A 14,669-nucleotide genomic window follows, 5' to 3' on the forward strand; every position below is an offset into this window, starting at 1 on the left:
TCGGGAGCAACCCTGTTCAGGCTTCAAAAAATCCCAATTCTGCCATGACCCGTCGCGCCATTGAATGTTCCTGACGCGACGCACCCCGGTCGCTGACTTCGCGCATCAGGCACTCCATCGTGTTGCCCAGCGCCGCTGGTCTGCGATATCCCGTCCGATCGTACCATTCGTAAGACCATTTTCCCGATTTACGCTGGTAATAGACGGTCAGCCAGGCAGAGCAGTTTGCAGGGTAACCACTCATGACTTCGATTTTCGGATCAACAATCGCCACAATTCGGGTCAACAGTGGGTCGAGCAGAGTAATGGCCTGGCCGGGATACGTTTTATTCATATTTTGACCGCGATTCCGCTGTGCTTCCATTCAGAGGTTTAACTCACAAAAGCTAAATGTAGACAGCTCTGCCAGATAATTCCTCCTGACTGCTAAAAAAATGACACAGAGATCATTTTTTAAGGTTAAACAGGCCATCTCAAGGTGTATTCAGGGGGGGTGTACAGCGGCTGACGTCAAATCTGTACAACTTTACATTTTAACAAATTATTGATATTTATAGGTTTATCGATTTATTCAGCAGGCAATGCGATCTTTTGTGTTAAATACCTGTACAACTAAGGTGTTGTTGTATAACTTTACCCCATCGGTCAGTAACTTTTAATGAATACTATGAGGGTCAACCATGCAGACTAACGTTCATATTCCCGCTTCAGTATCTGATATCTCAGCTTATTTACACAGTGCTGCGCAGCCTTCCCAGCAGGCCATTCTGGGTTCTGTGGTGACAGAAATTATCGCCTCTGGCCGTAGCCTGAATCGTAAAGCGATTTGCTCAAAACTCATCAGCCGTTTACAGCATGTCACCAGCCCGGAAGAAGAGCAGCACTATCATGCGCTGATCGGTCTGATTCTGGACAGGGGTTAATTCAACCCAACTATGCCAGTGAATGACGGGATATCAAAGCGGGTTAGCTGAGCAGGCAGACCCGCTTAGCCATGAATAAGCGCTTAACGGCTATATAGCGATCGCTGCGTTCAGCCGTCCGGGCAGAGGAGTAATAAGTGCGAAAGCCCAGTTTCGCAGAGGGTGTTTACGTTGCTGTCGCAATAGGGTGTATGAACAATTAACCCGAAAGACGTTGTGACGTCATTATCAGCGTGACATTTACCAACTGCAGTGCTGCCGCCAGCACGATCAGCATCACAATCCATTGCTTTTTATCACGCCAGCCCTTTGCTCGCCAAAGGTATAGCGCACCGCCAATCAGTAAAGCGATAATTGCCAGTAGCCCCAGAATGATTATCTGCATCTTTCCTCTCTGAATATTCAAAACAAAAATGGCTTCTGTGTCATGCACAGAAGCCATTCTGACTGCAGAGACGTTATCAGAAGACGCGTTTAAATGGCTTAACCGAGACCTGTTTGTACACGCCCGCTGCAAAGTAAGGATCATCCTGGGCCCAGGACTGCGCGGCTTCTAATGATGGGAACTCAGCAATAACGGTTGAGCCGGTGAAGCCCGCCACGCCAGGATCGTTGCTATCTACAGCAGGCATCGGGCCTGCGATGATCAGGCGTCCCTCTTCCTGCAGCAATTTGAGTCGCGCCAGGTGGGCAGGGCGCACAGCGTTACGTTTTTCCAGTGACTCTGCAGTATCTTCTGCATAAATGACGTAAAGCACTAAGGAACTCCTGGTTATCAGAATTTTGCAACACGTTAAGGGATTGAGGATTAGAGTGCAAACGAAACCTGTGGGCGGTTAATGGCTCAGCATAAAGGGCTAAAAAGCGCTTTTCTTCAGGCCGGATGGCGGGAGTTATTGAAACTGATTGCTATTTGCATTTAAAATCGCTGTTCTATTCAATCACTGCGACTGTTATGACCACGCTGACTATGCCATTACCTAAACGCACGCCTGTCTCTATGTTGTTGTCTGTTGCTTTGCATGGAGTCGTGATTGCCGGAATCCTTTATGCTTCATTCCAGCAGGTAATTGAGGTACCCAAAGCATCCCAGCCCATCAGCGTTACCATGGTCGCGCCTGAAGTTCAGCCCGAGCCTGCACCGGCTGTCGCAGAGCCGCCTGCGCCACAACCTGAACCGCAGCCTGAACCGCAGCCCGTGCAGGAACCGCCAAAAGCGGAGCCGGTGCCCATTCCGAAACCTGAACCGAAGCCTAAACCTAAACCTAAACCAAAGCCGGAACACAAACGGGAGCAGCCAAAACGCGAGGTGAAGCCGCGTCCGGAGAGTAAGCCTCAGGCCGATCCGTTTAAGCAGGAAGCACCGGCGACGCAAAGCAAACCGGCGACTGCGCCAAAAGCGACACCGGCTCCCACCGCGTCGGCATCAAAAGGCCCTAAGGCATTGAGCGTAAGTAAGCCTGGCTATCCTCAACGTGCTTTTGCATTGCGTGTAGAAGGGCGTGTAAGGGTGAAGTTTGATGTGGACAGCGACGGACGGGTGGATAACATCCAGATTCTCTCTGCTGAACCCCGCAATATGTTTGAGCGGGAAGTTAAGCAAGCGATGAAAAAATGGCGCTATCAGAGCGGACAGCCTGGACAGGGTCTTACCATGAATATCGTGTTTAAGATTAATGGTGGCGCCAGCATTGAATAAGTTACCGGGTCAGGCAGACGCCGCCTGACCCGTCACTTATCCGGCAGGCTGCTGATTGGCGCGTCCGGCTGGCAGAGGACGTGAGTTGCCCTCATTGTCGACCGCCACATAGATAAAGACCGCCTCTGTAGCACAGTAGGTCTGCCCGATGGGTTCAGACGACACTTTTTTGATCCACACTTCAACGTTAATCGTCATCGAACTGTTGCCGGTCCGAAGACAGCTCGCATGACAACTCACCACGTCACCCACCGCGACAGGCTTCATAAACGACATGCCGTCGACGCGCACGGTAACAACGCGCCCTTCAGCGATCTCTTTCGCCAGGATTGCGCCGCCCATATCCATCTGTGACATCAGCCAGCCACCAAAAATATCGCCATTGGCGTTGGTATCTGCCGGCATGGCGAGCGTACGCAGCACCATTTCGCCTTGCGGCAATTTATGTTTTTCGCTCATTGCTTCCACTTCTTATGCAGATGAATGCTAAAAAAATGCCCGGCGTACCGGGCAGATGATTATTTTTGTTCCTGCTGCGGCATCTGACGCCAGATATACAGCCCGCTGAGCAGGGTAAACAGTAAGGTCAGACCGGAAAGACCGAACACTTTAAAGTTAACCCAAAACGCCTGAGATAACCAAAAGGCGACATAGATGTTCACCAGACCACAGATCAGAAAGAACAGCGCCCAGGCGACGTTCAGCCGACGCCAGACTGCGTCAGGCAGCTGCAGCTCTTTACCCAGCATGCGCTGAATCAGCGTCTGCTGCATAAACCACTGGCTGTAAAGCAGGGCGGCGGCAAACAGGCTGTAAATCACGGTAACTTTCCACTTAATGAACTCATCGTTGTGGAACACCAGCGTCAGGGTGCCAAAGACGGCCACCAGCACAAAGGTGAAAATCGTCATCTTTTCCAGTTTGCGATAGAGCACCCAGCTGACGACAAGGGCCAGGCCGGTGGCCACAATCAGTGCGCCCGAGGCGACAAAAATGTCATACAGCTTGTAGAAGATGAAAAAAACCACCAGGGGAAGAAAGTCGAGTAGCTGCTTCATAGTTTTTCCATTCAGAGTTGGCTGCGAATGTGCCCGAAGGCACACCGTCAGTCAACGTAACAGCATATAGAGCCGATAGAGATAAATAATCAACATGGCTGAAACCACATTGCCTGCCGCGGTAAAAATCACCGACGAGACATTGAGGGGTAATACCGTCAGCGATGAGAAGAAAAGCATCACAATGACTTTAGCCAGCAGCCAGAGCAGAATTGCCGGGGCGATCAGCCTGACATTTTTCCATGCCATCCGCATGCTGGCGCGCATGGCGGCAAAGACACCCATCTTCTCACTGGCCACCATGACTGGCGCCAGTGACAGCAGGATCGTCAGCAGAATGCCTGGCACGACCAGTACCATAAAGCCCAGCTGCGCGACCAGCGTCATCAGGAAGGTGAGCAGCAGCAGCTTTGGCAGCAGCGGTGCTGACGCGCCAATGGCTCGCAAGGCACTGACACGCTGGCCGGAAGAGACCATCGGAATCAGATAGAGCATACCGCCAAGCAGCAGCGTATTCCCCATCAGCGCGGAGAAGGTGCTGGCCGCCGAGGCGCGCAGCAGCACCTGTTGCTGTTCCGGTGACATATTCTGCACTATCTCAAACAACGAACTGGCGCTGTCATCGCCCTGCTGCAGGATGGCCATCTGATCGGCACCAGGTGTCAGCACATGCACCAGCATGACGGTGACAAACGCGGCCAGCAGCGACATCAACAGCATCGTAGCCAGTTGATGGCGCGCGAAATTTCCTGTGTCACGGTATAACGAGCTTGCCGTGATAGACATGTACACTCCTTGGAGGAACCGGGTTAATTAACCCGGCGATTGTACATGTTCTGGCAGCTCCGGGGCACCCGGCAAGGTATAACTTTCTGTAATATGAGGTAAAGAGGGCGCAAAAAGGGGAGGGAGGCCGTAACGCGCGCGGGCGCGATCGCAGGCTTCATTATGGATACCCGCTTCACCCGACATTGAAAACTCCCGACAGGGCGTCGGACGTTGTTCATAAATGCCGCAGGAGACGCAGCCGCCAATATCACCCTGCAGAGCGACGCAGCGGGGCGCACGATCGTTCGTACCACGCATGTTGCGCATTAACAAGCTTAACGGCTCAGTTAATTCAGTGGGCACCAGACCGCCGGCATCATCGGCTTCAGCCCAGTAAAATGAGACGCGGAAATGGGCGCAGCAGGCGCCACAGCTGACACAAGGGTTAGAAAGCTCACTCATTTGATCACCCGCCCCTCCCAGGGCATCGAACCAAAATCAACAATGAAGATAAGCAACATAGAGCTGATGAAATTATTCAGCAAGCCCTATTTGCGTGCTGCCAAAAGCGCCGAAATTGATCTAAATCAATTCATTGTTTTTTAAGTAATTTATCTCAGGGTTACTGAGTGCAATTTTCTGTAAATCACGTTAAATAATTGCCAGCAAAAAAAGCGATTCCGTTCGCGACATTAACATTAAGCAAAGGAGTGATAATGAAACTGGCAAAATGCGCGATGCTGATAGCCCTGGCTCTGCCTCAACTGGCGATGGCCCACGAAGCAGGCGACTTCTTTATGCGTGCAGGCAGTGCCACCGTCCGGCCCACTGAAGGTTCCGATAACGTGTTAGGAATGGGCGAGTTCAGCGCCACTAACGACACGCAGCTGGGTCTGACCTTTACGTACATGGCAACAGACAATATTGGTGTCGAGTTACTGGCCGCCACGCCTTTCCGTCACAAAGTAGGTCTTGGCCCGACCGGTACGCTGGCTACCGTACGCCAGTTACCGCCGACGCTGATGGCGCAGTACTACTTCTTCGACAGTAAAAGCAAAGCGCGCCCTTACGTTGGTGTGGGGATCAACTACACCACCTTTTATGATGCCGATTTCAATCAGACCGGTCGCGATGCTGGCCTGACCGATCTCAGCGTCAAGGATTCCTGGGGTGTGGCGGGTCAGGTCGGTCTGGATTATCAGATTAACCGCGACTGGATGCTGAACGCGTCGGTGTGGTACATGGATATCGATACCGAAGTGAAATTCAAAGCCGCTGGCGAGCAGCAGAACATCAATATGCGCATCGACCCATGGGTCTTCTTCTTCGGAGCGGGTTACCGGTTCTGATGAGAAAAAGGCCGCTGAGTCAGCGGCCTTTTTTTGTCTGTTAAGACGTTATTTGATCTGCATATTGTTGACGACTGATTTCACGCCCGGCACGCTGCGCGTAAGCTGAACGGCACGGTTCGCCATCTGGGGTGATGAAACAAAACCGCTCAGCTGAACTTTACCTTTAAAGGTTTCTACGTTGATTTCAGTCGATTTCAGCGAGTCATCTTTCAGCAGTTCACCTTTGACTTTTGTGGTCACCACGGTGTCATCAATATAGCCACCGGTTCCCTCTTTGGTTGCGGTTGGCGCACAGGCGCTCAGTGTCAGCGCAACCACGCCCGCCAGTACAGCACCTGTCAGCAGTTTAACGAATTTCATTGCTTTCTCTCCCTGTCACAAAATGGATGCGACGTTACCGTAACGGCGCATTGTCATTGTGGTGCAGATTTTGCAAAAAGGGCAAATAGCGGAATGAAAAAAAGGAAACAAATCATGCCTTATCACGCGATAAGGCATGATAGCAGGATTAACAGCTGGCGGCCTTGAGGCGACTGACAAAATTCTTCAGTTCACTCAGCATGACCTCAGGCTCTGCATGATGTTTTTCAATGATTCTGACAATTGCAGAGCCGGAGATAGCGCCCGCTGCACCGGCAGCGATCGCCTCCTTCACCTGTTCAGGTTCTGAAATACCAAAGCCCAGCAGCGGCGGCGCGGCATGGTATTCACGCAGCTTGTCGATCAGATGCTTCAGCGGCAGACTGGCGCGGTTTTCAGCACCGGTCACACCCGCGCGTGACAGCAGATAGGTGTAACCCCGTCCGTGCGACGCGATCTCACGCAGCAGCTCATCGCTGGCGTTAGGCGGACAGATAAAGATAGGGGCTACACCATGACGCAGCGCCGCCTGACGGAAGGGCGCAGACTCTTCAACCGGCACATCCGCCACCAGCACCGAATCCACACCGGCTTCAGCACAACGGGCATAGAACTCATCCACGCCGTTGGTGAAGACCAGGTTAGCGTACATCAGCAAGCCAATCGGCAGATCCGGGTATTTACGGCGGATAGTCGCCAGCATTTCAAAACACTGGCTGGTGTTGGTGCCCGCCGCAAAGGCACGCAGCGTCGCGTTCTGAATGGTCGGGCCATCTGCCAGCGGATCGGAGAAGGGAATACCCAGCTCCAGTGCATCTGCGCCACCTTCCACCAGCGCGTCAATCACGCGCAGTGAAAGCGCCGGAGAGGGATCGCCCAGCGTAACGAAAGGAACGAAAGCGCCTTCGTTATTCGCTGACAGCCGCGTAAACAGTTGATTGTAACGTTCCATCAGATTTCTCCCTGCGCTGTCAGAATGTCATGAACGGTGAAAATATCTTTATCGCCGCGGCCAGAGAGGTTGACCACGATCAACTGCTCTTTTTCTGGTTCAGCGTGAATCATCTTCAGGGCGTGTGCCAGCGCGTGCGAGGACTCGAGCGCCGGAATAATCCCTTCCGCGCGACACAGCTGTTTAAAGGCATCCATCGCTTCGTTATCGGTAATGGAGACATACTCCGCGCGACCAATGCTGTTCAGATGTGCATGCTGCGGACCGACAGACGGGAAGTCGAGGCCGGCAGAGATAGAGTAAGACTCCTCAATCTGGCCATCGTGGGTCTGCATCATCGGCGATTTCATACCGAAGTAGATGCCGACGCGACCATGTTTAAGCGGTGCGCCATGCTCACCGGTTTCAATGCCGTGACCCGCAGGCTCAACGCCGATCAGCTTCACGCTGGTCTCATCGATAAAGTCGGCAAACATCCCGATGGCATTTGAACCGCCGCCTACGCAGGCGAGGATTGCATCGGGCAGGCGGCCCTCTCTTTCCAGAATCTGCTTTTTGGTCTCTTCACCAATCATGCGCTGGAACTCACGCACGATAGTCGGGAAGGGATGCGGACCCGCCGCGGTGCCGAGCATGTAGTGTGAGGTCTCATAGCTGCCAGACCAGTCACGCAGCGCTTCGTTACAGGCATCTTTTAGCGTGGCGGAGCCGCTGTGAACCGGGATCACTTCTGCGCCCATCAGACGCATACGGAACACGTTAGGGGACTGACGCTCGACATCTTTCGCGCCCATATAGATGCGGCATTTCATGCCTAGCAGCGCACAGGCCAGCGCGGAAGCGACGCCATGCTGACCGGCACCGGTCTCGGCAATGATTTCGTTTTTGCCCATGCGTTTGGCTAACAGCGCCTGACCCAGCACCTGGTTGGTTTTGTGCGCGCCACCGTGCAGCAGATCTTCACGCTTGAGATAGAGGCGGGTTTTGGTGCCTTTCGTCAGATTTTTACACAGCGTCAGAGCAGTAGGACGGCCCGCGTAGTTCTTCAGCAGGTCGGTAAACTCGGCCTGAAACTCGGGATCTTTCTGGGCGTCGACAAACGCCTGTTCCAGCTGGCGCAGGGCTGGCATCAGGATCTGCGGAACATACATTCCGCCAAATTCGCCAAAGTAGGGATTCAGTAACGTCATTTTTTATCTTCCTTTCTCGGGCCCGCCGTAGAGCAGGCCAGGCAAATCAGTAGGCACGCAGTGTCTGAAACACCGCGGCAATTTTACGGGCATCTTTGATGCCAGGCGCGCTTTCCACGCCGGAGTTGAAGTCCAGTCCGGCACAGCCCAGCTGCGCGGCTTCAACACAGTTATCCGCACTCAGGCCACCGGCCAGCAGCACATTGTCCAGCGTCTGCCCCTGTAACAACGACCAGTCGAAACGCTGTCCGGTTCCGCCATCACCATTATCAAATACATAACGGTCGACGTGCGGCCAGTCGCGTGCCGGCAGCGCACCTTCAATGCGCAGCGCCTTCCAGATTTGAATCTCTGCTGGCAGAGCCTCGCGCAGTTCGGCCACAAATTCTGGTGTTTCATTACCATGCAGCTGCACTGCAGATAGCGAAAGCGCGCTGGCCTGCGTGACAACGTCACTGACGGAGTCGTTGCGGAACACCCCGACGTAACGCAGCGGCGCGGCGGCGATCACATGTTGTGCGGTGGCGGTGTCAATCCGACGGGGTGACCCTTCCGCGAAGATCAGACCGCCATAGATTGCACCAGCTTCATAGGCGGCACGGGCGTCTTCGGCACGGGTCAGACCGCACATTTTATTGCTACCCAGCGTGACGCGACGCACCGCGCCAGTCAGGTCTGCTTCTTCCATCAGAGCAGAGCCAATCAGGAAGCCGTTGGCAAAGTGGCTCAGCTCACGAATATCTGCGTAGCTGTTTATGCCCGATTCGCTGATCACGGTGACGCCGTGTGAAAGGCGCGGCGCCAGCTGACGGGTGCGATTGAGATCGATAGAGAGATCGCGCAGGTCGCGGTTGTTAATCCCCACGACTTTTGCCTGAAGCGCGATAGCCCGCTCCAGTTCCTCTTCATTACTCACTTCAGTCAGAATGCCCATCTTCAGGCTATGCGCCACGGCGGCCAGCTGACGATACTGCTCATCATCCAGCACCGACAGCATCAGCAGAATGGCATCCGCCTGGTAATAGCGGGCCAGATAGATCTGATAGGGGTCGATAATAAAATCTTTGCACAGCACCGGCTGAGTGATGGCTGCGCTGACAATCGGCAGAAAGGCGAAGTCGCCCTGAAAATATTTCTCATCGGTCAGCACGGACACCGCAGAAGCATAGTGGCGGTAGATCCCGGCAATGGCGGCCGGATCGAAATCCTCGCGAATCACGCCTTTTGAGGGGGACGCCTTTTTACACTCCAGGATAAACGCGGTTCTTGCACCCTGCAGCGCGTCGTAGAAATGACGGCTGGCAGGTTCAATGCTGTTCTGAAAGGTGGAGAGAGGCTGCTGCTGCTGACGGGCTTCAACCCAAATCGCTTTGTCCTGAACAATTTTTTCTAACACGGTGCCTTTCATGATTATCCTCTTGCTGCCAGTGCGACGACGCGTTCATAAGCCTGTCCGCTGCGGATGGCGTTAAGCGCCTGCTGTGCGTTTTCACGCAGATCTTCCTGACCGAATACTTTAAGCAGCATCGCCACGTTAACGGCGACCGCTTCCTCATGGGCCTGCTGGCCCTTACCCTGAAGTAAAGCCGTCAGAATGTCACGATTTTCTTCCGGCGTGCCGCCTGCCAGCGCCTCTTTGGGATGGAAGCCGAAACCAAAGTCTTCCGGCGAGAGCTGATAGCGGGTGATTTCACCTTCACGCAGCTCAGCCACATGCGTGATATCGTGCAGTGCGACTTCATCCATACCGCCACCGTGAACCACCGCTGCACGCTGATAACCCAGCACTTTCAGGGTCTGCGCAATCGGCAGCACCAGTTCCGGGCTGTAGACGCCAATCACCGCCAGTGGCGGGCGCGCCGGGTTGATTAATGGGCCTAACACGTTGAACAGCGTGCGGGTCTTCAGCTGCTGGCGCACTGGCATCGCGTGGCGAAAGCCGGTGTGATACTGCGGTGCAAACAGGAAGCAGACGTTAAGGTCGTCCAGCGCCTGACGTGCCCGGTCAGCAGGCATATCGAGGTTGATTCCAAAGGCGGCCAGCAGATCAGACGACCCCGATTTGCTGGAAACGCTGCGGTTGCCGTGCTTCGCCACCTTCAGACCGCAGGTGGCGGCAACAAAGGCGCTGGCCGTCGAAATATTAATGCTGTTGCTGCCATCGCCGCCGGTGCCGACGATGTCCGCGAAAGCGTAATCCGGGCGGGGAAAGGGTTTCGCATCTTCCAGTAGTGCCGTCGCGGCCCCGGCAATCTCTTCCGGGGTTTCACCGCGCACTTTCATGGCGATCAGTGCAGCGGCGAGCTGCGTGGGTTCCAGCTGTCCGGTGATGATGGCGCTGAACAGCTGATGACTCTCCGCCTGATTCAGCGTCTTCGCCTGGTAAAGTTTTTCCAGTGTCTGTTGCATCGTTATTCTCCCTGTTACTTCGCCAGCGCCCAGGCCAGCGTCTGCTCAAGCAGACGCGCGCCCTGAGAAGTCAAAATCGATTCAGGATGGAACTGAAACCCGCAGACGCGATCGGTTTCATGACGAACCGCCATCACCATACCGTTAAAGCTGGCATTAACCGTCAGCTCATCCGGCGTGTTGCTGCCTGCCAGCGAGTGATATCGCGCCACCGGCAGGGGATTACTCAGGCCGGCAAACATCGCCTCGTCGTCATGGACGATAGACGAGGCTTTACCGTGCAGGATTTCGCCCGCCTGGCCTACATGGCCGCCATAGGCTTCCACAATCGCCTGATGACCCAGGCAGATGCCGATAATTGGCAGACGTCCACGCAGCACCCGCAGCAGCTCCGGCATACAACCGGCATCTTTTGGTGCGCCGGGACCCGGTGACAGCATCAGCACCGGATCGTCCATCCGCTCCAGCTGAGCAATTAACAGTTCAGCGGGCAGGTTGTTGCGGTAGATCACCACGTTGTGACCAAAGGTCCGCAGCTGATCAACCAGGTTGTAAGTAAAAGAGTCGATGTTATCGAGCAGCAGAATATCGGCCATCAGAAGATCTCCTTGCAGTGATGGGCAGTCGCGATAGCGCGCAGAACGGCGCGGGCTTTATTGCGGCTTTCATCAGCTTCAGCCTGCGGATTAGAATCCAGCACCACACCGGCGCCCGCCTGAACGGTGGCAACGCCATCTTCGACATAGGCTGAACGAATAACGATGCAGGTGTCGAGATCGCCCAGAGCGGTAAAGTAGCCCACCGCGCCGCCGTAGCTGCCGCGACGGGTGCGTTCAGCCCCGGCAATCAGCTGCATTGCACGAACTTTTGGCGCACCGCTTAGCGTGCCCATGTTCATACAGGCGCGATACGCGTGCAGCACGTCGAGGTCGGCGCGCAGCGTGCCGACGACGCGGGAAACCAGATGCATCACGAACGAGTAGCGATCAACTTTGGTCAGGTCAGCTACGTAACGGCTGCCAGGAACGCAGATGCGCGCCAGATCGTTACGCGCCAGATCGACCAGCATCAGGTGTTCAGCCAGCTCTTTATGGTCAGTGCGCATCTCCAGCTCAATGCGGCTGTCGAGGTCGCGGTCCAGTGAGCCATCAGCATGGCGGCCGCGCGGGCGGGTACCGGCAATCGGGTAGATCTCAATCTGACGCGAGGTGGCGTCATACTTAAGTGAACTCTCTGGCGACGCGCCAAACAGGGAGAAATCCTGATCCTGCATAAAGAACATATACGGGCTGGGATTGCTGTTTTTCAGCGTGTCGTAGGCGGCCAGCGGCGACGGGCACGGCAGCGAGAAGCGGCGTGAAGGCACGACCTGGAAAATTTCACCGATGCGTATCGCCTGCTGCATGGTGCTAACAACTTCACAATACTCTTCATCGCTCTGGCTGATGGTCAGCGTCATCTGTTCAACCTTTTGTACCGGCAGTGCAGGTGCTGGCTGCAGCATCTGGCCATGCAACTGCTCGATACGGCGCTGGAGACGCTGGAACTCGCTGGTGGACGGGCAGAACAGGCTGGCCTGAAGACGCGCGCTGCGGGTCTGGTGATCGATCACCAGTAATGTCTCTGCGAGGTAGAAACAGTAGTCAGGGCAGCGCTGCTGATTATCCAGTTCCGGCAGGGTTTCGAAACCAGCCACCAGGTCATAGGCAAACAGACCACCCAGCAGCACGGCTTCGCGCTCGTCGGCAGAGGCGTTAATCAGCTGAGGAATCAGTCGCAGTGCATCAAACACCGAGAGCGCTTTGAGACGGGAATCTTCATCCTGATGCGGATCGGTGCCGTGCGGAAAAGTCAGCTCACGTCCATCGGGACGGACCTGATTGCTGACGGAAGCGGGCAGAGCCTCATCCAGCAGCGGCAGCACGCTGCGGCCATTTTCTGACAGCGCCTGAACGGTCACAGTATTACCCATGGCACTGATACGCAGTGCGCTGTCGACAATCAGCAGACTTTTTAAATTGCGCTTGCTGTCGATATCTGCAGATTCGAGCAGCAGGGTTGCCGGACGTGCGCCGCACAATTGGTGAAACACTGCGGCCGGATCTTCGCGGTAAGGCGCGGTGCCGGTAATCAACTTCACTGTAGGTTTCGCATTTGGCATGATGATTTCTCTGAATTTCGCTCAAAAAAAAGCCCGCTCGGTGGCGGGCTCAGGTATTAGCACAGCGCTTACGCAAAATATGCACGATCCTGTCGCCCGTTTTCGGGAACATCGCGCCAACCGTTAAAATGCGTGATTACAACAGCCATGATTGAATACCCGTTACGTGTGAACTTGTGTACTAGTTAACGGGTTCATGGCGTAAATGTCAATACACTTTTTCACTGACCGTGAAAATCGTTATCATGCTGGCCGGTTTAGTTTTAGCAGGAGTTCTCTTGAGCGATATCGCCCGTTTCCCGGTTTATGATTTACACAGCCACACGCGCGCCTCCGATGGCTTACTGACGCCAGCAGACCTGGTGCAGCGAGCCGCTGAGATGCGCGTTGGCGTACTGGCGATCACCGATCACGACAGCGTTGCAGGGGTAGAGGAAGCGCAGCAGACGGCACGGGATCACGATTTACCGATAAAAGTGCTGCCCGGGGCAGAGATCTCCACGCTGTGGGAGAACCATGAGATTCACATCGTCGGCCTGAACATTGATATTCATCATCCAGCGATGGTGACGTTTCTGGCCGGACAACATGACTGCCGTCGGACGCGGGCGCAGGAGATTGGTGAGCGACTCGCGAAGGCACGTATCCCGGATGCGTTGGCGGGTGCAATGCGTCTGGCTGATGGCGGCATCGTTACTCGTGGTCACTTTGCCCGCTTCCTGATTGAACAGGGCAAAGCGGACAATATGGTGCAGGTATTCAAAAATTATCTGGCGCGTGGCAAAACCGGCTACGTGCCGCCGCAATGGTGTACAATTAAACAAGCTATTGATGCGATTCAGCATTCTGGTGGGTGTGCCGTGCTGGCGCATCCTGGCCGGTATGGCTTATCGGCGAAGTGGCTTAAACGGCTGGTCGCCCATTTCCGCGAGGCGGGCGGCGATGCGATGGAGGTCGCGCAGTGCCAGCAGCCACCCAATGAGCGTATAACACTGGCACAATATGCCAGAGATAATGAACTGGCCGCATCACAAGGTTCTGATTTTCATCAACCCTGCCCGTGGATTGAACTGGGCCGTAAACTCTGGCTGCCCGCAGCGGTTGAGCCGGTCTGGGAACGCTTCCCGGATCTTGCGCCCGGCCTGACAATCACGGAAAGGTGACACGAGGTTTCTATGAGTCAATTGTTTCACATTCATCCGGATAATCCCCAGCCACGGCTGATTAACCAGGCGGTCGACTACCTGAACAAAGGCAGCGTCATTGTCTATCCTACCGACTCCGGCTATGCGCTGGGCTGTCGGCTCGAGGAGAAGGGCGCGATGGAGCGCATCTGCCGTATCCGTCAGCTCGACGGGCACCACAACTTCACCGTGATGTGCCGGGATCTTTCGGAGCTGTCGGTTTATTCGCAGGTAGGTAACTCGGCTTTTCGCCTTCTGAAAAACAACACGCCTGGCAATTACACCTTTATTCTCAAGGCGACCAAAGAAGTGCCGCGCCGCCTGATGAATGAAAAGCGTAAGACCATTGGTCTGCGCGTGCCTTCCAATCCGGTAGCGCTGGCGCTGCTGGAAGCGCTGAATCAGCCGATGATGTCGACCTCATTAATTTTGCCGGGCAACGATTTTACCGAGTCAGACCCGGAAGAGATCCAGCACAGCATTGGTAAGCTGGTCGATCTGATTATCGACGGCGGTACGCTGGGTCAGCAGCCGACCACGGTGGTCGATCTGACCACCGATTCGCCGGAAATCGTGCGTGAAGGCGTGGGCGATACCCGCCCGTTCCTGTAAT

Annotated in this window: 17 protein-coding genes, 1 pseudogene and 1 other annotated feature; of the genes and pseudogenes, 5 read left to right on the forward strand and 13 right to left on the reverse strand. The window is 54.9% G+C overall.

The annotated features are described in order from the left end of the window. Positions 1 to 16 precede the first annotated feature (16 nt). Positions 17 to 334 (reverse strand): hypothetical protein, encoded by a 318-nt coding sequence (locus tag QSK07_RS04320; protein WP_098050378.1) that lies wholly within the window; start codon positions 332 to 334, stop codon positions 17 to 19. A 346-nt stretch (positions 335 to 680) separates the two neighbouring features. On the opposite strand from QSK07_RS04320, the gene ycgZ reads away from it, so the two are divergent. Then, positions 681 to 923, forward strand: a complete 243-nt coding sequence (ycgZ, locus tag QSK07_RS04325) for a regulatory protein YcgZ (protein WP_098050379.1) — start codon at positions 681 to 683, stop codon at positions 921 to 923. Positions 924 to 1,122: 199 nt separating this feature from the next. Here ycgZ and QSK07_RS04330 read toward each other — a convergent pair whose 3' ends face one another. Together QSK07_RS04330 and QSK07_RS04335 are read right to left on the reverse strand one after the other, a co-directional pair. After that, positions 1,123 to 1,308, reverse strand: coding sequence for a hypothetical protein (locus QSK07_RS04330; RefSeq protein WP_098053032.1), 186 nt, complete (start codon positions 1,306 to 1,308; stop codon positions 1,123 to 1,125). A gap of 76 nt (positions 1,309 to 1,384) precedes the next feature. Then, entirely contained in the window at positions 1,385 to 1,681 is a 297-nt protein-coding gene (locus tag QSK07_RS04335) for a YciI family protein (RefSeq protein ID WP_003853909.1), read from the reverse strand. A gap of 197 nt (positions 1,682 to 1,878) precedes the next feature. Here QSK07_RS04335 and tonB point away from each other — a divergent pair, with 197 nt between their 5' ends. Continuing rightward, complete coding sequence (gene tonB / locus QSK07_RS04340) at positions 1,879 to 2,622, forward strand: TonB system transport protein TonB (protein ID WP_285720539.1); 744 nt, start codon at positions 1,879 to 1,881, stop codon at positions 2,620 to 2,622. Between the two features lie 36 nt (positions 2,623 to 2,658). Here tonB and yciA read toward each other — a convergent pair whose 3' ends face one another. The 4 genes from yciA to QSK07_RS04360 are packed head-to-tail and all read right to left on the reverse strand — an operon-like array spanning position 2,659 to position 4,910. Continuing rightward, positions 2,659 to 3,081 carry an acyl-CoA thioester hydrolase YciA gene (yciA, locus tag QSK07_RS04345; protein WP_013358032.1) on the reverse strand — a complete coding sequence of 141 codons (423 nt, stop codon included), beginning with the start codon at positions 3,079 to 3,081 and terminating at the stop codon, positions 2,659 to 2,661. 59 nt (positions 3,082 to 3,140) lie between these two features. Beyond that, on the reverse strand, positions 3,141 to 3,680 hold the full coding sequence (locus QSK07_RS04350) for a septation protein A (RefSeq protein WP_098050381.1): 540 nt from the start codon (positions 3,678 to 3,680) through the stop codon (positions 3,141 to 3,143). 51 nt (positions 3,681 to 3,731) lie between these two features. After that, the gene (locus QSK07_RS04355) at positions 3,732 to 4,466 is read right to left on the reverse strand and encodes a YciC family protein (protein WP_098050382.1); all 735 of its coding nucleotides are present in this window, start codon (positions 4,464 to 4,466) and stop codon (positions 3,732 to 3,734) included. Positions 4,467 to 4,493: 27 nt separating this feature from the next. Then, a complete protein-coding gene (locus tag QSK07_RS04360; protein WP_098050383.1) occupies positions 4,494 to 4,910 on the reverse strand; it encodes a YkgJ family cysteine cluster protein in 417 nt (138 codons plus the stop codon). Positions 4,911 to 5,164: 254 nt separating this feature from the next. On the opposite strand from QSK07_RS04360, the gene ompW reads away from it, so the two are divergent. After that, positions 5,165 to 5,797, forward strand: coding sequence for an outer membrane protein OmpW (gene ompW, locus QSK07_RS04365; protein WP_098050384.1), 633 nt, complete (start codon positions 5,165 to 5,167; stop codon positions 5,795 to 5,797). A gap of 48 nt (positions 5,798 to 5,845) precedes the next feature. Here the strand turns inward: ompW and QSK07_RS04370 are convergent, their stop codons facing one another. The 6 genes and pseudogenes from QSK07_RS04370 to QSK07_RS04395 all read right to left on the reverse strand — a co-directional run bounded on the left by QSK07_RS04370 (position 5,846) and on the right by QSK07_RS04395 (position 12,872). Then, positions 5,846 to 6,160 carry a BON domain-containing protein gene (locus QSK07_RS04370; RefSeq protein WP_098050385.1) on the reverse strand — a complete coding sequence of 105 codons (315 nt, stop codon included), beginning with the start codon at positions 6,158 to 6,160 and terminating at the stop codon, positions 5,846 to 5,848. A gap of 148 nt (positions 6,161 to 6,308) precedes the next feature. Next, positions 6,309 to 7,112 carry a tryptophan synthase subunit alpha gene (trpA, locus tag QSK07_RS04375; RefSeq protein WP_098050386.1) on the reverse strand — a complete coding sequence of 268 codons (804 nt, stop codon included), beginning with the start codon at positions 7,110 to 7,112 and terminating at the stop codon, positions 6,309 to 6,311. Further along, positions 7,112 to 8,302, reverse strand: coding sequence for a tryptophan synthase subunit beta (gene trpB / locus QSK07_RS04380; RefSeq protein WP_013358026.1), 1,191 nt, complete (start codon positions 8,300 to 8,302; stop codon positions 7,112 to 7,114). Before trpB ends, trpA begins: the two co-directional genes overlap by 1 nt. 46 nt (positions 8,303 to 8,348) lie before the next feature. Continuing rightward, positions 8,349 to 9,710, reverse strand: a complete 1,362-nt coding sequence (trpCF, locus tag QSK07_RS04385; RefSeq protein ID WP_285720541.1) for a bifunctional indole-3-glycerol-phosphate synthase TrpC/phosphoribosylanthranilate isomerase TrpF — start codon at positions 9,708 to 9,710, stop codon at positions 8,349 to 8,351. A gap of 2 nt (positions 9,711 to 9,712) precedes the next feature. Further along, a pseudogene (trpD, locus tag QSK07_RS04390) lies at positions 9,713 to 11,307 on the reverse strand (bifunctional anthranilate synthase glutamate amidotransferase component TrpG/anthranilate phosphoribosyltransferase TrpD). Further along, entirely contained in the window at positions 11,307 to 12,872 is a 1,566-nt protein-coding gene (locus tag QSK07_RS04395; RefSeq protein WP_098050391.1) for an anthranilate synthase component 1, read from the reverse strand. The pseudogene trpD and the gene QSK07_RS04395 overlap by 1 nt, the downstream one beginning before the upstream one ends. 23 nt (positions 12,873 to 12,895) lie before the next feature. Next, positions 12,896 to 12,997, reverse strand: a sequence feature (Trp leader region). 153 nt (positions 12,998 to 13,150) lie between these two features. Between QSK07_RS04395 and rnm the strand changes: the two genes are divergently transcribed. Both rnm and QSK07_RS04405 read left to right on the forward strand, forming a co-directional pair. Next, positions 13,151 to 14,035, forward strand: coding sequence for an RNase RNM (rnm, locus tag QSK07_RS04400; protein ID WP_502921700.1), 885 nt, complete (start codon positions 13,151 to 13,153; stop codon positions 14,033 to 14,035). Between the two features lie 12 nt (positions 14,036 to 14,047). Continuing rightward, positions 14,048 to 14,668 (forward strand): L-threonylcarbamoyladenylate synthase, encoded by a 621-nt coding sequence (locus tag QSK07_RS04405; protein WP_285720543.1) that lies wholly within the window; start codon positions 14,048 to 14,050, stop codon positions 14,666 to 14,668. Position 14,669 lies beyond the last annotated feature (1 nt).

The sequence above is a fragment of the Pantoea sp. QMID4 genome (assembly GCF_030270445.1).
Classification (GTDB): Bacteria; Pseudomonadota; Gammaproteobacteria; order Enterobacterales; family Enterobacteriaceae; genus Pantoea; species Pantoea vagans.

Bases quoted from the DNA above. Each gene is read 5' to 3' on its own strand.
- QSK07_RS04320 (WP_098050378.1), bottom strand. From the start codon at position 334: ATGAATAAAACGTATCCCGGCCAGGCCATTACTCTGCTCGACCCACTG.
- ycgZ (WP_098050379.1), top strand. From the start codon at position 681: ATGCAGACTAACGTTCATATTCCCGCTTCAGTATCTGATATCTCAGCT.
- QSK07_RS04330 (WP_098053032.1), bottom strand. From the start codon at position 1,308: ATGCAGATAATCATTCTGGGGCTACTGGCAATTATCGCTTTACTGATT.
- tonB (WP_285720539.1), top strand. From the start codon at position 1,879: ATGACCACGCTGACTATGCCATTACCTAAACGCACGCCTGTCTCTATG.
- yciA (WP_013358032.1), bottom strand. From the start codon at position 3,081: ATGAGCGAAAAACATAAATTGCCGCAAGGCGAAATGGTGCTGCGTACG.
- QSK07_RS04350 (WP_098050381.1), bottom strand. From the start codon at position 3,680: ATGAAGCAGCTACTCGACTTTCTTCCCCTGGTGGTTTTTTTCATCTTC.
- QSK07_RS04355 (WP_098050382.1), bottom strand. From the start codon at position 4,466: ATGTCTATCACGGCAAGCTCGTTATACCGTGACACAGGAAATTTCGCG.
- QSK07_RS04360 (WP_098050383.1), bottom strand. From the start codon at position 4,910: ATGAGTGAGCTTTCTAACCCTTGTGTCAGCTGTGGCGCCTGCTGCGCC.
- ompW (WP_098050384.1), top strand. From the start codon at position 5,165: ATGAAACTGGCAAAATGCGCGATGCTGATAGCCCTGGCTCTGCCTCAA.
- QSK07_RS04370 (WP_098050385.1), bottom strand. From the start codon at position 6,160: ATGAAATTCGTTAAACTGCTGACAGGTGCTGTACTGGCGGGCGTGGTT.
- trpA (WP_098050386.1), bottom strand. From the start codon at position 7,112: ATGGAACGTTACAATCAACTGTTTACGCGGCTGTCAGCGAATAACGAA.
- trpB (WP_013358026.1), bottom strand. From the start codon at position 8,302: ATGACGTTACTGAATCCCTACTTTGGCGAATTTGGCGGAATGTATGTT.
- trpCF (WP_285720541.1), bottom strand. From the start codon at position 9,710: ATGAAAGGCACCGTGTTAGAAAAAATTGTTCAGGACAAAGCGATTTGG.
- QSK07_RS04395 (WP_098050391.1), bottom strand. From the start codon at position 12,872: ATGCCAAATGCGAAACCTACAGTGAAGTTGATTACCGGCACCGCGCCT.
- QSK07_RS04405 (WP_285720543.1), top strand. From the start codon at position 14,048: ATGAGTCAATTGTTTCACATTCATCCGGATAATCCCCAGCCACGGCTG.